General features: G+C 73.7%; 19 protein-coding genes. 3 read left to right on the top strand and 16 right to left on the bottom strand.

Annotated elements, in window-relative coordinates; genetic code table 11:
- Positions 1 to 21 precede the first annotated feature (21 nt).
- The 15 genes from MED15_RS00480 to MED15_RS00405 all read right to left on the bottom strand — a co-directional run bounded on the left by MED15_RS00480 (position 22) and on the right by MED15_RS00405 (position 13,488).
- Positions 22 to 483 (bottom strand): hypothetical protein, encoded by a 462-nt coding sequence (locus MED15_RS00480; RefSeq protein WP_112734539.1) that lies wholly within the window; start codon positions 481 to 483, stop codon positions 22 to 24.
- Positions 480 to 1,409 (bottom strand): hypothetical protein, encoded by a 930-nt coding sequence (locus tag MED15_RS00475; RefSeq protein ID WP_112603939.1) that lies wholly within the window; start codon positions 1,407 to 1,409, stop codon positions 480 to 482. Before MED15_RS00475 ends, MED15_RS00480 begins: the two co-directional genes overlap by 4 nt.
- Positions 1,406 to 1,921, bottom strand: a complete 516-nt coding sequence (locus MED15_RS00470) for a phage tail protein (protein ID WP_091398506.1) — start codon at positions 1,919 to 1,921, stop codon at positions 1,406 to 1,408. The genes MED15_RS00475 and MED15_RS00470 overlap by 4 nt, the downstream gene beginning before the upstream one ends.
- Positions 1,902 to 4,574, bottom strand: a complete 2,673-nt coding sequence (locus MED15_RS00465) for a putative baseplate assembly protein (RefSeq protein ID WP_112734538.1) — start codon at positions 4,572 to 4,574, stop codon at positions 1,902 to 1,904. The genes MED15_RS00470 and MED15_RS00465 overlap by 20 nt, the downstream gene beginning before the upstream one ends.
- Positions 4,571 to 5,005 (bottom strand): GPW/gp25 family protein, encoded by a 435-nt coding sequence (locus MED15_RS00460; RefSeq protein ID WP_030489705.1) that lies wholly within the window; start codon positions 5,003 to 5,005, stop codon positions 4,571 to 4,573. The genes MED15_RS00465 and MED15_RS00460 overlap by 4 nt, the downstream gene beginning before the upstream one ends.
- On the bottom strand, positions 5,002 to 5,340 hold the full coding sequence (locus tag MED15_RS00455) for a hypothetical protein (protein ID WP_112590209.1): 339 nt from the start codon (positions 5,338 to 5,340) through the stop codon (positions 5,002 to 5,004). Before MED15_RS00455 ends, MED15_RS00460 begins: the two co-directional genes overlap by 4 nt.
- Positions 5,340 to 6,932 (bottom strand): contractile injection system protein, VgrG/Pvc8 family, encoded by a 1,593-nt coding sequence (locus MED15_RS00450; RefSeq protein ID WP_112734910.1) that lies wholly within the window; start codon positions 6,930 to 6,932, stop codon positions 5,340 to 5,342. Before MED15_RS00450 ends, MED15_RS00455 begins: the two co-directional genes overlap by 1 nt.
- Positions 6,929 to 7,801: a CIS tube protein gene (locus tag MED15_RS00445; protein WP_112590211.1), complete on the bottom strand. Its 873-nt coding sequence runs from the start codon at positions 7,799 to 7,801 to the stop codon at positions 6,929 to 6,931. The genes MED15_RS00450 and MED15_RS00445 overlap by 4 nt, the downstream gene beginning before the upstream one ends.
- On the bottom strand, positions 7,801 to 9,258 hold the full coding sequence (locus MED15_RS33325) for a hypothetical protein (RefSeq protein WP_167457538.1): 1,458 nt from the start codon (positions 9,256 to 9,258) through the stop codon (positions 7,801 to 7,803). Before MED15_RS33325 ends, MED15_RS00445 begins: the two co-directional genes overlap by 1 nt.
- On the bottom strand, positions 9,233 to 9,715 hold the full coding sequence (locus MED15_RS00430; RefSeq protein ID WP_030327509.1) for a phage tail protein: 483 nt from the start codon (positions 9,713 to 9,715) through the stop codon (positions 9,233 to 9,235). The genes MED15_RS33325 and MED15_RS00430 overlap by 26 nt, the downstream gene beginning before the upstream one ends.
- A 1-nt stretch (position 9,716) precedes the next feature.
- On the bottom strand, positions 9,717 to 10,979 hold the full coding sequence (locus MED15_RS00425; protein WP_112590216.1) for a phage tail sheath family protein: 1,263 nt from the start codon (positions 10,977 to 10,979) through the stop codon (positions 9,717 to 9,719).
- Between the two features lie 23 nt (positions 10,980 to 11,002).
- A complete protein-coding gene (locus MED15_RS00420) occupies positions 11,003 to 11,701 on the bottom strand; it encodes a carboxypeptidase-like regulatory domain-containing protein (RefSeq protein ID WP_112603933.1) in 699 nt (232 codons plus the stop codon).
- Positions 11,698 to 12,306 carry a glycine zipper family protein gene (locus MED15_RS00415; protein WP_091398481.1) on the bottom strand — a complete coding sequence of 203 codons (609 nt, stop codon included), beginning with the start codon at positions 12,304 to 12,306 and terminating at the stop codon, positions 11,698 to 11,700. The genes MED15_RS00420 and MED15_RS00415 overlap by 4 nt, the downstream gene beginning before the upstream one ends.
- Positions 12,307 to 12,317: 11 nt before the next feature.
- Positions 12,318 to 12,653, bottom strand: a complete 336-nt coding sequence (locus MED15_RS00410) for a hypothetical protein (RefSeq protein ID WP_112590221.1) — start codon at positions 12,651 to 12,653, stop codon at positions 12,318 to 12,320.
- 142 nt (positions 12,654 to 12,795) lie between these two features.
- Positions 12,796 to 13,488 (bottom strand): LppM family (lipo)protein, encoded by a 693-nt coding sequence (locus MED15_RS00405; RefSeq protein ID WP_225855409.1) that lies wholly within the window; start codon positions 13,486 to 13,488, stop codon positions 12,796 to 12,798.
- Between the two features lie 260 nt (positions 13,489 to 13,748).
- On the opposite strand from MED15_RS00405, the gene MED15_RS00400 reads away from it, so the two are divergent.
- On the top strand, positions 13,749 to 14,213 hold the full coding sequence (locus MED15_RS00400) for an NUDIX hydrolase (protein ID WP_112734535.1): 465 nt from the start codon (positions 13,749 to 13,751) through the stop codon (positions 14,211 to 14,213).
- Here MED15_RS00400 and MED15_RS00395 read toward each other — a convergent pair.
- Positions 14,183 to 15,346 (bottom strand): FAD-dependent oxidoreductase, encoded by a 1,164-nt coding sequence (locus MED15_RS00395; RefSeq protein WP_112734534.1) that lies wholly within the window; start codon positions 15,344 to 15,346, stop codon positions 14,183 to 14,185. The genes MED15_RS00400 and MED15_RS00395 overlap by 31 nt on opposite strands.
- A 67-nt stretch (positions 15,347 to 15,413) precedes the next feature.
- Here MED15_RS00395 and MED15_RS00390 point away from each other — a divergent pair, with 67 nt between their 5' ends.
- On the top strand, positions 15,414 to 16,043 hold the full coding sequence (locus MED15_RS00390) for a TetR/AcrR family transcriptional regulator (RefSeq protein WP_112727163.1): 630 nt from the start codon (positions 15,414 to 15,416) through the stop codon (positions 16,041 to 16,043).
- Positions 16,044 to 16,843: 800 nt separating this feature from the next.
- On the top strand, positions 16,844 to 17,968 hold the full coding sequence (locus tag MED15_RS00385; protein WP_112727187.1) for an FUSC family protein: 1,125 nt from the start codon (positions 16,844 to 16,846) through the stop codon (positions 17,966 to 17,968).
- Positions 17,969 to 17,970 lie beyond the last annotated feature (2 nt).

Below are 17,970 nucleotides of genomic sequence, written 5' to 3'. Positions count from 1 at the left end.
TTCCTCTCAGTCCGGGTCGGGTCAGGACGTGGCCACGACGACAGTGCAGCCGCCCAGGCCGGGGCAGACCAGGCCCACCTCGGTGGCCTGGTCGACGGCGATCTTCGCCACCGCGCCGGTGCCGTCCGCCGCCGGCTCGACCTCGTCGCGGATGGTGAGGTCGGCGTCGCCGGGTGCCGGGGCGACGACCGTGAACCGCGCCGCGCTGCGCAGCACCAGGGTGCGCAGCCCGCCGGGGTCCGCGACCCGCACCACGCAGCTGCCGGAGAACGCCAGCCGACCCGTCTCGTCGGCGCAGTCGGCGCTGACCGTCGCCGGGTCCACAGCGGACCGCTCGCCGCCCAGCGCACCCAACCGGTCGACGAACCCGTGCCGGGCCCCCGGATCACCCTGGTCGTCGCGGCCCGCGCCGACCGCGACCACGAACAGCGCCACCAGCAGGACGGCGAACAGCCCCAGCAACGCCTTCTGCCGACCACTCATCGCGCCACGGCCTGCGCCACGATCTCGGTGAACCGGATCGTGTCCACCCCGGCGAAGTACGAGTTCGTGCCCTGTGTCTTGCCGACCACCAGCAGCGTGACCTGGTGGGGGCCCTTGGCGAGCCGGACCGCGCCGACGTCCAGGAACTCCGTCTTCCGCACCGTCGGCGTGAAGCCGAGGAACGTGCCGCCGACCTGGTTGCCGTCGATGGCGAAGACGGTGTTGGCGTAGTCGAGGGCCGTGGTGCGTACCGCGGCGAAACGCCAGGTGCCGTCGGCCGGGATCTGCACCGTCACGGTGACCTGATCGCCGATCGCCAGCCCCGTGAAGAAGAGCTGCTTGTCCCCGGACCAGGTCACCCCACAGCAGTTGGGCTGCGCGCCCACGGCCGCCTTGCTGTTCTGCGGCGACTTGATCACCGCACCCTCCACCAGGCTCTCCGCCTCGACGGTGACCACCCGCGGCTCGCCGGGGGCCGGCTCGCCGTCGCGGGTCAGCAACACCACCCCCACGGCGACCACCACCAGCACCAACGCCGCCGCGGCGGCGATCCACAACCACGGGGTACGCCGTGGCGGCGCGACCGCCCGCACCTCGTACGTGACCCGGCCGCTGGAGCGGGAGCTCTCCTCCGGCGCGGTGTTCGCCGAGTACGCGAACCCGGTCATGTCGTAGCGGCGGGGCGGGGTGCCGGCCGGCACGGCGAGCTTGACCAGGAACGACACCGAGCCCTGGCCGGGCACCACCCGTTGGGGTTCGGCGACGGTGAACCACGCCCGCTGGGAGCCGTCACCGGGTGCCACGTCGAACACCACGGTGTCCGGCGCGTTGCCCGGGTTGGAGACGGTGAAGGTCAGCTCGCCGCTGTTGCGCGGGTCGACTGTGAACTGCTCGGCGGCGGCGACGACCGCCCACTCGGTGGTCATGACGACTCCTCTTCCAGGACGATCTCGACAGTGGCCGAGGCGGGCTTCTCCGCCTCGACGATGCGGGTGATCACGGCGAGCTGACCGGCGGCGGCGACCGGTACCCGCACCACGACGTGGAAGGCCCGCTCGGCGGGCTCGTCGATGGCGAAGCCCGACATCCCGGTGGCCAGCTCCAGGGCGCGGCGCATTCCGTAGGGGGTGCCGCGCCAGCGGGCCAGCAGGGCGGCGTTGGCCACCAGGTCGCGCAGCCGACCCACCGGCAGCGGCAGCGGGGTGTCCGGCCGGGGCGAGGCCACCACATGGTCCATGGCCACCCAGCGGGTCAACCGCACGACCAGCCCGTCCGGCGCCCGGTACGGGTCGAACAGCGCGTCCACCTCGGCGAGGATCGCCTCGTCCGGGGCGTGCAACCCCTCCATCACGTCGAGCAGCGCCCAGAGCACGCTGCCCGGCACGCAGGCCCGCTGGTAGGCGGCGGGCAGCAGCCGTTCAATCGCCGAGCGTCGCATCCTGGCGCACCACCTCGATGTCGTGCTCGCCGGAGCAGAGCAGCCAGGTATCGGGGACGGTCACCACGTCGGCGGTGGCCTGGTTGGCACTGGGCGTCCAGGTGACGGCGTCGGCGCTGCGGTGCACGCCACGTTCGCCGCTGGCCAGGATCAACCGCTCCGCCGTGCCGGTGTCGCCGGCTGTCACGCTGGCGGCCGTCGGGCCGCTCACCGCGATGGCGTCGACCGGCACGAACCGGGTCCGGTCCCGCAACGGCAACCCGCAGTTGACCGACACCGCCTGCCACTGCGGCTGGGCGGCAAGGGTGTCCAGCCGCAGCACCCCGCCGCTCTGCGTGGCCGCCACCGCCTGCTGACCGGTGAACGCGAGGTCCCGGCAGGTTCCGCCGAGCCACCCGGCCTGCATCGACTGCCACTTCACGTCGGACTCGAACAGCCGGGTGCGGTGGCAGCCCTGGCCGGGCTTCTTCGGATCCGGTTCGCCCGCGCCGCTCCACAGCAGGGTCGCCGGGCCGTCGTACTGCACGGCGAGGACCCGGTTGTCCACGTTGGCCAGACCGACGTGGGTGAAGCTGCCGGGTCGGCCGCCGCTGGTCGACAGGTACACCCCGAAACTGGCCTGCGCGGCCACCGCCACCCCCGGCGCTCCCCGCTCGGAGACGAACGTGCGGACCGCGTAGAAGCCCCGGTCGGCGTCGGACGGGTCGACCAGGATCTGCAACGGCACCGCCCCGGGCAGCAGCGACACCTCGTACAGGCCGGTGTCGGTGGCCACCAGCAGTGCGCCCGCGCCGTCGCGGTCCAGCCACGCCACGTCGGAGATCCGTGAGTCCAGGTCGGTGAGCAGCGACCACGTCTCGCCCAGGTCGCTGCTCAGATGCACCCGGGAGCCGCCCGAGGCGCGCAGCGTCACCACTGCCACCGAGCCGGGACGCGCGACGATGCCCGGCCGTACCGGCGCGGGAGCGGGTGCCACCCGCAGCACCGTCTCGTCGTCGAAGCGACCGGCCGGTTCCCAACCCGCGCCGCCGTTGCTGGAGCGGAACAGCACCGGGCCGCGCCCGGCGTACCAGGTGCGCGGCTGGTACTGGTCCACGGCGAGGGCGCGGACGTCGGCGTCGGGGGCCTCGTCGACAACGAACCGCACCGACTCGACGTAGCGCACCCCCGGCTCGGCGTGCTCCAGCAGCCGGTACACGTTGGACGCCCGCAGCGGCTCGCCGAACGGCCAGCCGGTCGGGTTGAGCGCGGTGGGCAGCGGGCTCAACGTCTGGTGCAGCCGATCGTGGATGCGACGACGGACCGCGTCCACATCCTCCTCGCGGCGGACCACCACCCGGGCCCGCACTGACACCGCCTTGAACCGCGCCCAGGTGGCCCGGGAGCGGATGCCGACCATCCGGCGTTCCTCCAGGTCCGCCTCGACCCGGTGGCGCGCCTCGGGCACCTCGTGCTCGCGCAGCACCGCAACCGGCAGCCGACCGCCCGGTCTGGCCGCCTCCGGCACGTACGGCACCAGCACCACCTCGACCTCGCCCGGCCGGGCGAAGCTGTACACCGCCGCGCGGGTGAACGCCCGCGCCCGCGCCACCGCGCCGGAGCTGGTCGCGAGGACCTCGAAGTCGCGGGCGGTGACCGCCCGCTGCTGGGCGAAGAACTCGTACGGACCGCGCAGCAGCACGGACTCCAGCGCCTCCATCTCCCGGCCGCCGGCCGCCGGGGTGGGGTTGTCCACGCGTACCCCGGGTAGTGGGTCGCGCAGGCTGGTCAGCGTGCCCGCCGCCACGTTGCCGGTGGGCCCACCACCGGCGCGGTACCAGAGCCGGATCTGCCGTCCGGCCGGCGGCACCGCCGCGACGGTCACCGGCGGCACGGTGCTCGCCGGCGCGGCCGCGTCGGCCGCGACCTCGCCGCGCGGCGTCGCCCCGGCGGCGGGCCGCAGGTCGAGGGCAGGGGCGAAGATGACAGTGCCGGAGCAACGGTCGACCAGGTACGCCTTGGCCTGCGGACCGAGCCCGGCGAAGCTGTCCACCGGCTGCCAGATCTCGAACGTGCGACCGTCGTGCTCGCGGGCCGCCGCGCCCAGCTCGACAGTGCCGGCCGGCACCTCCACCCCGAGCAGCAGGTCCAGCGCCTCGGCGGTGTGTGTCAGCGGCGCGTGCGTCGCGCGCAGCACCTGCCCCGGCTGGCCGGTGCCCACCCCGAGCAACTCCGCCTCGACCGGTTCGCAGTGGTGCATCCGTACCGTCACCGACGTCTCGTCGGCGGGCAGCAGCGTCGGCTCGGTGGTGACGAACACGACCGGCCGAGGGTCCGCGCCCCGGGCCGCGGCGACCCGCAGCCCGGCCGGGATCCGGACCGCGCCGCGGTCGGTGCCGGTACGGGTGAACCGGACGTCCGCCCAGGCCGCTGTCGGCGCGTGCCGGGTGACGCCGAGCAGGTTCAGAAACGAGACGTACGCCTTCTCCGGCAACTGGTTCAACCGGTAGATCATCACCTCGGTGAGGTGCGCGAACGTCTCCACCAACGCCATGCCGGGGTCGTGCGCGGACAGGTCGGTCCACGCCGGGCAGGACTGGCGGATCCGTTCCCGGGCCTCGGTGACCAGGTCGAGGAAGCCGCGATCGTCCAGGTGCGGCACGGGCAGCGTCATGACGCTCCTCCCTGGGCGGGCTCGTCGACCGGGAGCAGATCCACGGAGAAGACCAGTTGCCCGGGAGTCAGGCTGGCCCGCACCCGGTAGTCCAACCGGATCACCAACCGCCACGCGTCGTCCGGGTCCGGCCCGGCGTCCACGTCGATCACCTCGACCCGGGGCTCCCAACGGGCGATGGCCTGCCGGACGTAGTGGATGGCCAGACCGGCCGTGGTGTCGTCGTTGGGCGCGAAGACCAACCGGTGCAGCCGGGAGCCGTACCCGGGTCGCATCAACCGCTCGCCCGGGGTGGTCGACAGGAGCAGGAACAGCGCCTGCCGTACGCTCTCGTCGCCCTCGGTCATCGCCAGGCCGCCGGCCGCGGTGAGCGCCAACCCGCCGGTGCGGCCGGCGTCGAAGCCGGCGCCGACGAAGCGGAAGGCCCTCATCGGTCCGCCCCCAGGAACTGCTGGCGGGGGTCGCGCACCGTGTGCTTGACCAGCCCCGGCGGTGTGCCGTTGGTGAACCCCTCCAGGTGCGACAGCACCACCCGGTGCCCGTCGACGCGAACCCAGTCGCTGTAGCCGACCCGGACGGTCAGCGTCGTCGTGCACGGCTTGATGGTCGGGCCGTAGTTCGGGCAGGCAACGATTGTGCGTCCCTCCGGGTCGTCATCGACGAGCACGGGCACACCGGTGACGGTCACCCACTGCCGCGAGGGTCGGTTCTCGACCCGGCCGTCGTGATCGCAGGTGATCACGGAGTCACTGTGGATCCAGCGCATCAGCCGCCTCCTTTGTGGTGGGCGCGGGCGAGCGAACGGGCCTGCTCCGCCGCGGTGGTCGGGTCCTCGGTCGAGTCGGCGTGCAGGAAGTCCACGCTGCGGGCGCGCACCACCATGGCCCGGCCGGGTGCGGAGATCACCAGGTCGGACGCCGCGTGCAGGGTGGCCAGGTCGGGGGTCAGCTCCAGGAAGCTGCCGCCCTCGGTGCCCAGCCGCAGACTGCGCCGCACGTCGTCGACGACGATCGACTGCCCGCCGGCCGTGCGCATCGTCCAGCGGCGGGCCTTTCCGTCGTCGATGCCCGCGTCGTACGGCTCGACGGCGCCGAACAGCGAACCGAGCACGATGCCCGAGGCCGGCTCGCCGCCGGGCAGCACCACCAGCACGGTGTCACCCGGATCGGGCAGCGCCACCAGACCCTTGCCCGGTCCCGCCCCGGGGCACAGCACGGCGAGCCAGCCGGCGTCCAGCTCCCCGTACGCCGGCAGGGTCAACCGGACCCGCCCCAGCCCGTCCGGGTCGGCGACGTCGGTGACGCTGCCGAGGGTGACCATCGCCCCGCCGGTCGGGGTCGCCGGGGTGGCCGGCGGCACCGTGGAGAAACGGGTCAGGTGCCCGTTGCCATCCACTGTGTGCACCACCTCGGTCAGCACGTACGTCCCGGCGACCGGGTCGGGCACCCCGCCGAGGTCGACGCGGCGCCCCGGCCGTAGCGCCGGATCGCCCTCGGCCACCCCCTCGGCCGTGGCCAGCGCCGCCGCGCGGGTGTCCAGCCGGGCCTGGGCCAGCGCCGCCAACTCGTCGTCGCTGCGGCCGGGCTGGTCCACGGCGGTGCGAACGCCGTCGGCGCCCACGCCGGCCGGGTCCGGGCGGTCGTCGACGGGTCGGCCGCAGCGCGCCTCGTCGACCTGCTGGCTGATCACCTCGGCCCGCTGCGGGTGCCAGCCCAGGGCCGCGCTGGCACCGCTGGCCTGGTCGGTGTTTGTGGACAGCCGCACTGTGTGCACCCCCGCGCCGAGCGTCAACGCGACCGGCTCCCCGTAGCCGGCGAGTGTGATCAGTCGGACGCCGTCACCGTCGGGGGCCAGGTGCAGCCCGGCCCGGCCGGCGACCTCGCGCAGCAGCTCCAGATCGCTGTGCCGGTGCTGGAGCAGCCGCTCCAACCGAGGGCCGTCGACATCAGCGGTCACCGCCAGACCCACCGCGCCGCACAGCTCCCGGGCCAGCTCGACGGCGGTCACCGAGGTGAAGACCCGCAACCCCTGCCGCTTGCGCAGCCGGTGCAGCGGGTCGTACGCCCGCAGCCGCAGCACCGCCGCCCCGTCGGCGGCGTACTCCACCTCCACGCAGGTGACCTCACCGGTGAACAGGGCGTCCGCGTGGTCGGCGAGCCGTACGTCGAGCGCCGTGCCGGGGCGCACCGCCGGGTCGAACGCGCCGGTCCCGGCGGTGGTGGCGAGGACCAGCTCGGCCTGGGTGGGCTGGTTGAGCCGGGCTGCCACCCGCAGTGAGCGGACCCGCTGACGAGCCGCGCCGACCAGCTCGACGCCGTCGAGCAGGACGATCAACGCCCGGGGCGCGACGCTGGTCATGGCGTACCCCGGGGATTGCTGGACCCGCTCGGAGCGGCGCCGGTCGGGCCGGTGGCCGCGTCCCACGGCGCGCCGACGACCGAGGTGCCCAGGTACGACGCTCCCGCGCCCACCGCGCCCGCCACCGCCCGCGCCAACCCGGTCGCCGAACCGGTGCCGGCGCTCGGTGGGACGGCGAGGGTGGTGCCGGCCGGCACGGCGAGGGGATCGGTGATCCGGTTGTGTTCAGCCAGCAGCCGCCAGCGCAGCGGTGAGCCCAGCGCGTCGTTGGCCAGCAGGTCGAAACGCACACCGGAGCGACCCGGCTCGGCAGCGCCGTCACCGGCTGCGATGACCGCGCTGCCCGGCGCGGCGGTCGGGGTGCTCGCGGCGGCCAACTCCTCGGCGAAGCCGGCCTCGGCCTGATCGGCCGTCTCGGCGGCGCGGACCAGCTTCAGCCGCAGCCAGGACCGCCGGGGCGACCCGGTGCCGGTGAACGCGTCGAACCGTTCCGCCACCGCGATGATCACACCCGGCACGTTCCAGGTCTTGCCCCAGACCAACCGGACCAACGGCGGCCGTAGCCAACCGTGCTCGGCCGTGGAATTCTCCGCGAGCATCCACAGCGGACGGGTGAGCACCCGGACGTCGGCCGGACGCAGTTGCGCCTCCACGAAGTCGACGTCGAAGAGCAGGTCCAACACCAGCTCGGTACGGCCACCGCCGGTGAAGACCAGCGGATCGTCGGCCAGACCGGACCCGGTGAGCTGCCCGCCGCCGGCACCCCGCTGCCGTACGCCGGCGAGCCGGGTCACCTGCACGGTCTCCGGGTTGAGCAGGCAGTCCACCCGAACGCCTGAGGAGTCGATGAGGAAGGCGACGCGTTCCATCAGTCACCCGCCTGTTCCCGGTCCAGTCGGGTCAGCTGGGCGGTGTCCACCGCCGCGCCGGCGACCGACCACAGTGTGGTGTCGTCCGGCAGTGCCGGCCACGGGTCGACGCTCCGCGCCGCCGCGTTGGGCGGTCCGTCGATGCCCGTCGCTCGTCCGCCGCCGGGCGTTCCCGTCCCGGCGTCGCGCAGCGCGGCCGGGTGTCCGGGTGGTGCCGGTTCGCCGGGCAGGGCCAGCCAGGGGCCACCGTCCGCGAGGCGATCCAGGTCGCCGCGCGCAGAGGCCGACGGGTCTCCGGCGCTCGTCGCCGTCGAACCGGTCCAGGACGCGTCGACCCCGCCCCGGATCGGCCCGCCCAGAAGGCGGTGCACAGCCACCGCGTCCACTGGCGACGTCCGGGTCGCGCTCGGTGCATCGCCACGCAGGCGCCCGCTCTGGTCCTCCCTGGGCGAGGGCTGACCGTCCGAGTCGCCCCGGAACCCGTCGCGACCACCCGAGAGCCGGTCGGCGGTGGGTCGTAGGGCGGACGAGCCGGTGGAAAGCCCGTGGTCAACCTCGCCGGACCACCGTGTGTCCACTTGCGGGTGTGAGGTGGTTCGGGTGGCTTCGGCCTCAGCCTGGTGCGGGCGGCCGCTCGGCGAACTGTGCGGCCCGAAGACCATGGAGCGGACCGGCTGTCGGGGGCCGTCCGTCCGGGCCAGCCCGCTCGCGTCGACGGCCGTGGTGTCGGAGGCCGGGCTGTCGAGGGCTGTGGTGTCGCCGCGGGGCGCCCGGCCCACCGGCGGCACCGCCGCCCCCGGTCCCGCCGGCCAGGTCGAACCGGCTGGCGGGATCGAGGGGTCCGGCCAGGTGGATCCCCCCGGCAGGGTTGTCAGGTCCGAGCTGGACGAAGGCGTCCGGTCGCCGGCAGCACCGGTCCCCGTACCGTCGGGCTGGTCACCAGCCCGCGACGAGCGGCCCGACCTCCCGGTTCGGCCCTCGGCCCGCGACCTCGTCGGCCCCTTGTCCCCGCTCGCACCGGGACCACCCACGTCCCCCGCGTTGCCGGACCTGCCGAGCCTGCCGGACCCGCCGAGCCCGCCGGACCCGCCGAGCCTGCCGGGCCCGCCGAGCCTGCCGGACCCGCCGGACCTGGCGTCAGCGACCGGGTCCGCACCGTCGGCGTCGACCCGACCGGTCGATTCGCCCTGCCGCCCGCCCTGGGCCCCTGCCTCGGCGTTGCCGGTCGGGGACGGGTCGAGGTCCAGGTCGTGCAGGAGACCGGGCGCGTGGGCGGCGACCAGGTCCAGCCAGTGCCGCGGCGGCTCCCCGAAACGGCGTGGTGTCGCCTCGGGTGTCTGCGACGGCTGCGGAAGGTGGCCGGCGGGCTCGACCCGCCCGGCGAGGCGCTGCACCGCCCCGGCCGCCGAGCGTAGCCGGCCGGCCAGCCAGCTACGCGGGCGTCGGCGCGGTGGCACCGCCGGTCTCCAGCTCCAGGCCCTCGTAGCGCAGGGTCAGCGAGGCGATGGCGATCTCGTGGCTGAGGGTGTTGAGGTGTGCCCCGCGCCACCGGGTCGGCCAGGCGTCGATCAGGTTCCAGCGCAGCACCTCGGCCGTCCCGACCGAGTCGAGCAGCACCACCGAGACGTTGCGCCGGTTGAGGGTGCCCTGGGCGGTGGCGTTCACCCAGTCCCACAACTCGCGGGAGGCGGTGAGGCCGAAATGCAGCGTCACGGGCTCGTACTCGGCCTGACCGGGCACCATCCGCATCCGACCCAGGCCGTGCTCCCGGTACGGCTGCCCGGGGATGTTCACCTCCAACCCGGTCATCTCGGTGAAGTGGCCGTTGGTGACGCCGTTGATGAGCAGTCGGAAGTTGTACGCCCGGTACGGGTCGACCGGGGCCCCGGGTTGCGGGGTGGCGGTGGTGGGCATGTCAGCCTCCGATCGTCTCTGTCTCGGTGCCGCCGGCCCACTGGCTCAGCTTGAACACCACGAACTCGGCGGGCTTGACGACCGCGATGCCGATGTGGGCGATCACCATGCCCGCGTCGCGGACGTCCGGTGGGTTGGTCTCCTCGTCGCACTTGACGAAGAACGCCTCCTCGGGGCTGCGTCCCAGCAGCGCGCCGTCCCGCCAGACCCGGGTGAGGAACGCCCCGATGTCGCGCCGGATCGAACGCCAGAGGGTGAAGTCGTTGGGCTCGAACACCATCCACCGGGTGCCGTTGGCGATGGCCTGCTCGATGGCGATGCTGAGGCGTCGGACGTTGAGGTAGCGCCACTCGCTGGCCTCGGCGGCGAGCGTACGGGCGCCCCACACGCGGATGCCCTCGCCGGCGAAGTAGCGGATCACGTTGACACCCTTGGGGTTGAGCACGTCGTGTTCCGGTCGGGTGACCAGGTAGCCCAGGTCGACGGCGCCGCGCACCGGCTCGTTGGCCGGTGCCTTGTGCACCCCGCGCAGGGCGTCGGTGCGGGCCCAGATGCCGGCCAGGTGCCCGCTCGGCGGGGTGAGTTCCAACTCGCCGCTGATCGGGTCGCGCACCCGCAGCCAGGGGTAGTAGAACGCGCCGAACTCGGACTGTCGCGGCCGGTAGGCGGCCCCCTCGTGGCCGCCGGAGCCACCCGGCTGGGCCGGACCGCCGCCGGGACCGCCGGCCGCGCCGCCGCCCGTACCCTCGGCGGGCTTGGGGGGTTTGCCGGAGGACGGCGTGGCGACCCGGGTCAACGCGGAGATGTCGTCGATGTCGGGTGCCGGGTCGCAGATCGCGACCATGGTGCGGGTGCGCTCGGCCATGCTGAGCAGCGCCTCGTGGGACACCACGTCGTGGAAACCGGGCGCGGCGATGATGGAGATCTCGTCGACGGCCTCCAGCAGTTGCAGACCGCCGCGCCGCTGCCCGGTGCCGGTGATCGCGCCACCCTCGCCGACGTTGACCACCCAGCAGCGGGCACCCCCGTTGTCCAGGAAGCCGAAGACCGCCCGGGCCAGCGGGGTGCTCTCCACCCGCTCCCCACCGGCGAAGAGCCGCAGGAACTCCGTCCAGTTGTTGACCGGCACCGCCTTGCCCAGGTGGGCGGAGCGGTCCGGGGCGACGCCGACGAAGGCGGCGATGCTGGTGCTCGCCGGCCCGATCGGTCGGGCGCCGCTGGGGACCTCCTCGACATAGATGCCGGGGGAGAAGTAACTGGGCATCGGTCCTCCTGTGCCTGTGGGTGTCAGTGGGTCGGTGGCGCGCAGACGATGACGATGTCGTCCTCGGCCGGGTCGACGTCGGCGGTGAGGACGAGCCCGCGTCCGGTCAGCCGCAGCCGGACCGGGCTCGGGTGCTCGGGGTCGTGCGGGACGCCGACGATCAGGAACCGGCCCTCGGTGTCGGTGCGGGTGGCGGACCCGGTGCCGGGCAGTTCGACCCGCATCGCGGCCAGTGGCTGCTCCTGGGGGCCGACCACCCGCCCACTGAGGCGGCGTACGTCGAGTTGCCGCAACCGCAGCGGTTGCAGCACCGGCGGCGCGGCCGGAGTCGGGTGGTCCACCTGCGCCGCAACATCGATCAGCAGCGCCGGTCGGGGCGCCGTGCCGAAGGCCGCCCACAGTGGTGGATCACCGGCCTCCAGCACGACCGGGTAGCTGCCGTCGCTGGTCGCGGCGGTGAGCACCCGGTCCAGCCGGGGCAACCCGGCCGGACCGGTGACGCAGAGCAGGTGGCGGACAGTGAACCGGTACGGTTCGCGGACCGCGCCGCTGGAGCGGGTCTGCCGGGCCGGGCGCAGCTCCATCGGCCAGAGGGTGAGCCCGTCGGCGTCGTCGCACGCGCGGGGCGGGCCGACCGGGACCGGTTCCCCCGCCGCGCTGGTCACCCAGGCGACCAGCTCGGCGGTGGCGGTCTCGATCGGCCCGCGCCCGTGGGTGGTCATCGCGGCGGCGTCCCCTGGATCCGGTACGCGATGGCCTCGTTCCACACGTGCGGGTAGACGCCGATCTCGAAGTACCGGGTGAAGCGGTTGATCGGCGCGTTGGTGTGGTCGTGGTAGAGCAGCCACACCGGCGCGATGGTGAACAGGACGTAGTTGGCCAGGACGAGGGGGATGTAGAGCGGCCCGAGCAGGCGGCCCTGGAAGATGTGCACGTCCTCGTGCCGCTGGATGCCGGAGCTGGAGCCGGCGCAGACGGTGCCGATGGTGGTGGCGTAGCGGGGTGAGACCCCCTCCACCACGCTGACCCGACCACTGTTCAGTGACGTGGGCCGGTCCAGTGAGTGCCCGAAGATCAGGTGCACGGTCAGGTAGATGGCGCCGACGACAGTGTTGAGCAGACTCCAGGTGTGGTCGACGACGAAGAGGAAGATGCCGCGGGCGTCCGAGGCGTACACCCCGGCGGAGGCCACCGACCAGCCGAAGACCGCGCCGACCACCAGGCCCACGACGGCGCCGATCAGCAGCCCGATCGAGCCACCGGCGAGGAAGCCGAGCAGGGCGGCGAAGCCGACCTGAATGGCTGCGCTGAGAATTCCGAAGACCATGACAGCACCCCTCAGACCCAGGAACGGAAGACTCGGGGCTCACGACCGCTCGCGACCTGGGTCGGCGTCGCCTGTCGGTTGCCGGGCGGGAACTGGTTGACGCCGAGCGCGGCGGAGAAGATGACCAGCGCGTTGAAGAACGCGATGATCCACTTCTCGCCGCCGGCGTCGTCGGCGAATGCCGCTGTCACGTAGGACAGCAGCAGCGCGATGGCGATGGCGATCCACTTGCGGAGCTTGTCGCCGCTCGGGCCGATCAGCCCGCCGATGACGTTGGTGGCCAGCAGGGTGGCGGCGCTCGCGCCGGCGATGGTCCCCAGGGCTGCCCAGGTGAAGAGATCGTTCATGACGATCCCCCTTCTGCGATGGTGCGACCGGGATGTGGTGGTGGTGAGGTCCGGTGCCCTGCGGGGAGCACCGGGGCCGGTCGCCGTCGTTTCGGGGGCGGCCGGGGCCGGGCGTGGCCGGCTGAGCCGGCCACCAGATGGATCAGCCGGGCCCCGGGGCGCCGGCGGGCGGGCCCGGCGGCGGGGTCGGACCGGGCGCAGCCGGCGCCGCGGGGTGACGGCGGCGAGCCAGGAGTACGCCCACCGCGGCAAGCAGCAGCAGGAGGAGGACACCGCCGACGACCAGTAGCCAGGGGAATCCGCCGTCGTCCTGCTCGCCGGCGGCAACAGGCGAGGTGGACGGTCGTGGTGGCGCCTCGGCCACGGCCCGCAGCTCGGCTGGCTTCTCCTGGTTGGGATCGACCTTCCAACTGACCGAACGGCCGTTGACGGTGCCATTGCTGTCGATCACCCGGCCGGGAAATGTCACCGAGATCTCGAACGACATGAGCTTGAGGAACGCCTGTTGGTTTTGCGGATTCTGTTCCGCAACCTTTCCGCCATATTTCTTGGGATCGAGCGGCAGCGTGAAGCGGTACAGATCGCCGTCCCTGACCAGTTTCACGCTCTCGGTGTCGAAACCGGCCAGCGGCGCCTTGCGGTAACTGATCTGGGAGCCGTAGAAAGTGGCGTCCTGGTAGAGGGTTTCCTCGCCCGCCGGTAGGGCGGGGATGTTCTGCCGCAACTCCGCGAAGGCGACCGGGAGGTTCTTGTTACGGCCGCTCAGCACGGACTTCTGGGCCGTCAGCAGGAGCTGCCCGTCGACCGTGTCGTCGGCGTTGACGGTCAACCCCATGTTGAGTTGCATGCAGCCGCTCAACGCGGCGAGAAGAAGGAGGCACACCGCGACGCGGAGTGCCCTACCGCGGTTGACTCTCCTGTTCATGGGCTCAGTGTGTGTGATCGCTTTCACCATCAGCAGTCAGCGATCGGTCACAACGAAGTCGCCGATTGTACCGGCGCACTGTCGCCTTTGATTAGCCCCGACGGCGATCCGAATGACTATTCTGGAGCTTTGGGGCCACGACGGTTCCTCGCCGGCCGTAGTCTGGTCGGATGAGAATTGTCGCGTGCGTCCTGCTGGTAGATCCCGACGGGCAGCTACTCTTGCAACTGCGCGACGGCGACGCGACGCACCACCCGAACGTGTGGGGGCTGCCCGGCGGCCACGGCGAGCCGGGGGAGACGCCGGAGCAGACCGCCGAGCGGGAGTTGCTGGAGGAGACCGGCCTGCGGGCCGACGGGCCACTGCACCCGGTCGCCGTGCAGACGCTGCCCGAGCTGGCCCGGGTGAAGCACTACTTCCTCGGCAGCACCAGGGCCCGGCAGGAGGACGTGGTGCTCGGCGAGGGCGCGGCGATGCTCTTCGTCCCGGGTGCCGAGGTGCTCGACGGTCGTCCGTGGACGCCGGGCACCGTGGAGGTGTTGACCGAGTTCCTCGCCTCGGCGGAGTACGCCGCCCTGGCCACCGGCCGGATCGCTGGGCCGGCTCAGCCCGCTGGCGGTCGCCAGTCCGCGTAGCGGGCCATGCTGCGCAGGGCGACCCGGCCCGGGGTGAGCCGCAACGCTGTGTCGCGCATCCCGACAGCGATCGGGTTGTGCAGCTGCTGCCCGAACCGCCCAGCGACGTGGGAGGCACGGGCAACGGACTGACTGCGTGGTCGACGCTGCTCGTCGTACGCGGCCAGGGCGGCCGGCAACCCCTCGGCGCCGCCGCCGCAGACCGCGCCGAGCACCACCGCGTCCTCGATGGCCTGCCCGGCGCCCTGCCCGAGGTTGGGCGTCATCGCGTGGGCCGCGTCGCCGAGCAGCGCCACTCGCCCCCGCACGTACGAGGGCAGCGGCACGGCCAGGTAGTGGATGTCGTTGCGCAGCACGACGTCGGGTGGGGTTGCCGCGAGAAGCGCCGGAATCGGGTCGTGCCAGTCGCCGAAGCGCTCCCGCACGGCCGCCAGCTCGTCGGGGGCATGGCCGCCGGGCGGGGCGTTCAGCGCGCCGTACCAGTAGAGCTGGCCGTCGCCGATCGGCACCATGCCGAACTCGGCCCCCGGCCCCCAGCTGATGGCGGCCGGGACCGGGTCGGCATAGGCGATGGCCGCTCGCCACGTCGTCGATCCGGCGTACACCGGGCCGGGGTGTTGCGGCCAGAGCTGGGCGCGGACCCGGCTGCGCAGGCCGTCGGCGCCGACCACCAGATCGGCGCTGAGGGTGTGCGGGCCGTCCGGTCCCTGATAGCGCACCTCGGCCCGGTCCGGGCCCGACTCGACGTGCTCCACCGCGGCGGAGGTGTGCAGGGACGAGGCGGGCAGGGCCTCGCGCAGGGTGCGGTGCAGCGTGGCCCGGTGCACACCGAGCGCCGTGGTGCCCAGTTGCCGGACCATCTCCGAGGCGTCCACCCGGGACAACCACCGTCCGTGCCGGTTGCGGATTCCACCTGGTGCTTCGCCGTGTCCACCCCGGCGCAGGGCCGGACCGAGGCCGAGGGCGTCCAGCGCGCGCACCGCGTTGGCCATCAGGCTCAGGCCGGCGCCGACCTCGCGCATCTCGGGGGCGCGCTCCAGCACGGTGACCCGCCACCCGTGCCGGTGCAGGGCGAGCGCCGCGCTCAACCCGCCGATGCCGGCGCCCACCACCACCGCGTGTGAGTCGACCATGTCGATCCTCCTTCTACACCTGTAGAAGAGTGATACTACCTGCGGACCACCGGAAGGGAGGAGTGCCATGACGGCACGGGCGAACCGGATCGCGACGCTGACCGACGCGGCCATCGAACTGATCGCCGACGGTGGCATGCGAGCCCTGACCCATCGGGCGGTCGACGGCCGCGCCGAAATGCCGCCGGGCACCACCTCCGCGTACCTGCGGACCCGACAGGCGCTGATCGAGGCGGTCGTGGGGCGGCTCGCCGAACGGGACCGGGCCGACCTGGCCGCGTACGACCTGCCGACCGGCCCGCCACCCCCGACCCCTGCCCCCCGGCTCGGCAGCGGCGACCTCGACGCGCTCGCCGCCGGCGTCGCTGAGGTGCTCGACCGTTGGTTGAGCACCGGACGCAGCCGGAGCCTCGCGCGCTACGCGTGCCTGCTGGAGGCGGTGCACCGGCCCGAGCTGCGCGGCATCCTGCAACACGGCACCGGCCTGCGGGTGCAGGCCCGGGACCTGCTGACCCGGGCCGGGGCCACCGACCCCGATCGGCAGGGCGACCAGTTCGTGGCATTCGTGGACGGGCTGCTCTTCGACCGACTGGCCGGCGCTGGCGCGCTCAGCGCCCCACCGCCCGGTACCGCGGCCAGCCGGGCCGACCTGAGCGCCGCCGTCCGTACGCTGCTGCGCGCCCTCACCGGAAGCTGACCCGACCGGCGCCGTTCGGCGAGCGGGTCGGCGGCCCTGTCGTGTGCGGGTCCGGCAGCGCGCGGACCCGACGGTGGCCCGGCTCTTGTGGCGTGCGGGCCCGCTGGTGTGCGGGCCCGCTGGTGTGCGGGCCCGCTGGTGTGCGGGCCCGCTGGTGTGCGGGCCCGCTGGTGTGCAGGCCCGCTGGTGTGCGGGCCTGACGGCGCGTGGGTCTGGTGGTGTGCGGGCCTGGCTGCGTGCGGGCGCGTCGGCGCGCTGGCACTCGGGCTGGTCGAAAGCAGCCCGGTGATCAGGTCCGACGCGTGATGGGAGACGATCGCCCCGGGATGCCGTGGGCTGCCGGCATGTGCCGTGGGCCGGTCCTTTGGAGCTGAATCGTTTACGACATCGAGCCTGATTCGTTCACGGCATCAGCTCCAAAGGGGGAGCGGACGGCGTGCTGCGGTGGGCCGGCGGCGTGGCGTCGAACCTTTGGCGGTGTGCCGTCGTGAGGTGGTGGTGTCTGTCGTGATCTGACCTGACAACGCCGCGCCGCGCCGCGCGGTGCGGTGCGGTGCGGCGCCGTGCGGCGCCGTACCGGCGGTGTGGTGTGGTGCCGTGCCGTGCCGGCGGTGCGGTGTGGTGTGGTGCCGCGCGGTGCGGTGTGGTGTGGCGTCGCGGGTTGGCGGCGTGCCGGCGTGCGCCGGTGGCGGGTGTGGTGAGCTGGCGGCCTGGCGGCCTGGCGGCCCGGCGGCCTGGCGTCGGGTCGGGGCGGCGGGCCGGGGCGGCGGGCCGGTCGGCGTGGGTGGGAGAGGTTGGGAATGGTGCGGTTCAGCGGCCTGCGGACGGCCGGCGGGCGGCTGCGGCACGGCTGGCGGCCGGTGCTGGAGGCGACCGTCGCGGCGACCGTGGCATGGCTGTTGGCTACCCGGTTGCTCGGGCACCCGCAGCCCTTCTTCGCGCCGGCCGCCGCGCTGATCGTCCTCGGGCAGGCCCGGGGGCAGCGCATCCGCCGGGCCGTCGAGGTCATCCTCGGTGTCGCCGCCGGGGTGCTCGTCGCGGACCTGGTGGTGCAGGCGCTCGGCCCGGGCAGCACCTGGACGGTGTTCACCGTCATCCTGCTCACCGTCCTCCTCGCGGTGGCCTTCGGCGCCACCGGCGTGACGCTGGTGCAGGCGGCGGTCTCCGCGCTCTACCTGGTGGTGGTCGCACCGCCGGACGGCTCGTTGGTGCCGTTCCGCTTCGTCGACGCGCTGGTCGGCGGCGCGGTCGCCCTCGCGGCCAGCCTGCTGGTCGACGCCCGGCATCCGCTGGCGCCGCTGGTCGCCGAGGTACGGCGGACCTTCGACGAGTTGGCCGGGCTGCTCGGCGGCATCGCCGACGCGTTGGACGACCGCGACGAGCCGGCGGCGGTCGCCGCGCTGAGGCAGGCGCGGGGGATGGACGCCCGGGTGGACGGACTGCGCGACGGTGTGCTGGCCGCCGGTGAGGCGCTGCGGCTCAACGTCCGCCGACGTCGGCACATCGGTCGGCTGCGCTCGGTGGACGAGTCGATCCGGCAGATCGACTACGCGGTCCGCAACGTCCGGGTGCTGGCCCGTGCGGGCGTGACCCTCAGCCGGCTGCACACTCCGGCCCCGCCCGAGCTGGGCGCCGCCCTACGGTCACTGGCCGAGGCGGTCCGTCAGGCCGGTGCCGCCCTCGCCGCGGACCTGGACGGGCAGGAGGAGACCGCCGACCGGCACGCCACCCGGGCCGACGAGTCGGCGTTGGCCGCGGTGCACGCCGCCGGGCAGCTCTTCGGTCCCACGCAGACCCTCCCCTTAGCGATGATCATCGGTCAGGTCCGGGCCACGGCCATCGACCTGCTGCGGGGCGTCAACCCGGAGGACGACGCCGCCGTCCTCGCCCGCGTCGACGACGCCCTCGGCCTCCCGCCGGTCTGACG

The sequence above is a fragment of the Micromonospora noduli genome (assembly GCF_003264475.1).
GTDB lineage: Bacteria > Actinomycetota > Actinomycetes > Mycobacteriales > Micromonosporaceae > Micromonospora > Micromonospora noduli.
The sequence above is the reverse complement of the archived record's forward strand: the minus strand, read 5'-3'. Positions and strand labels throughout refer to the sequence as shown.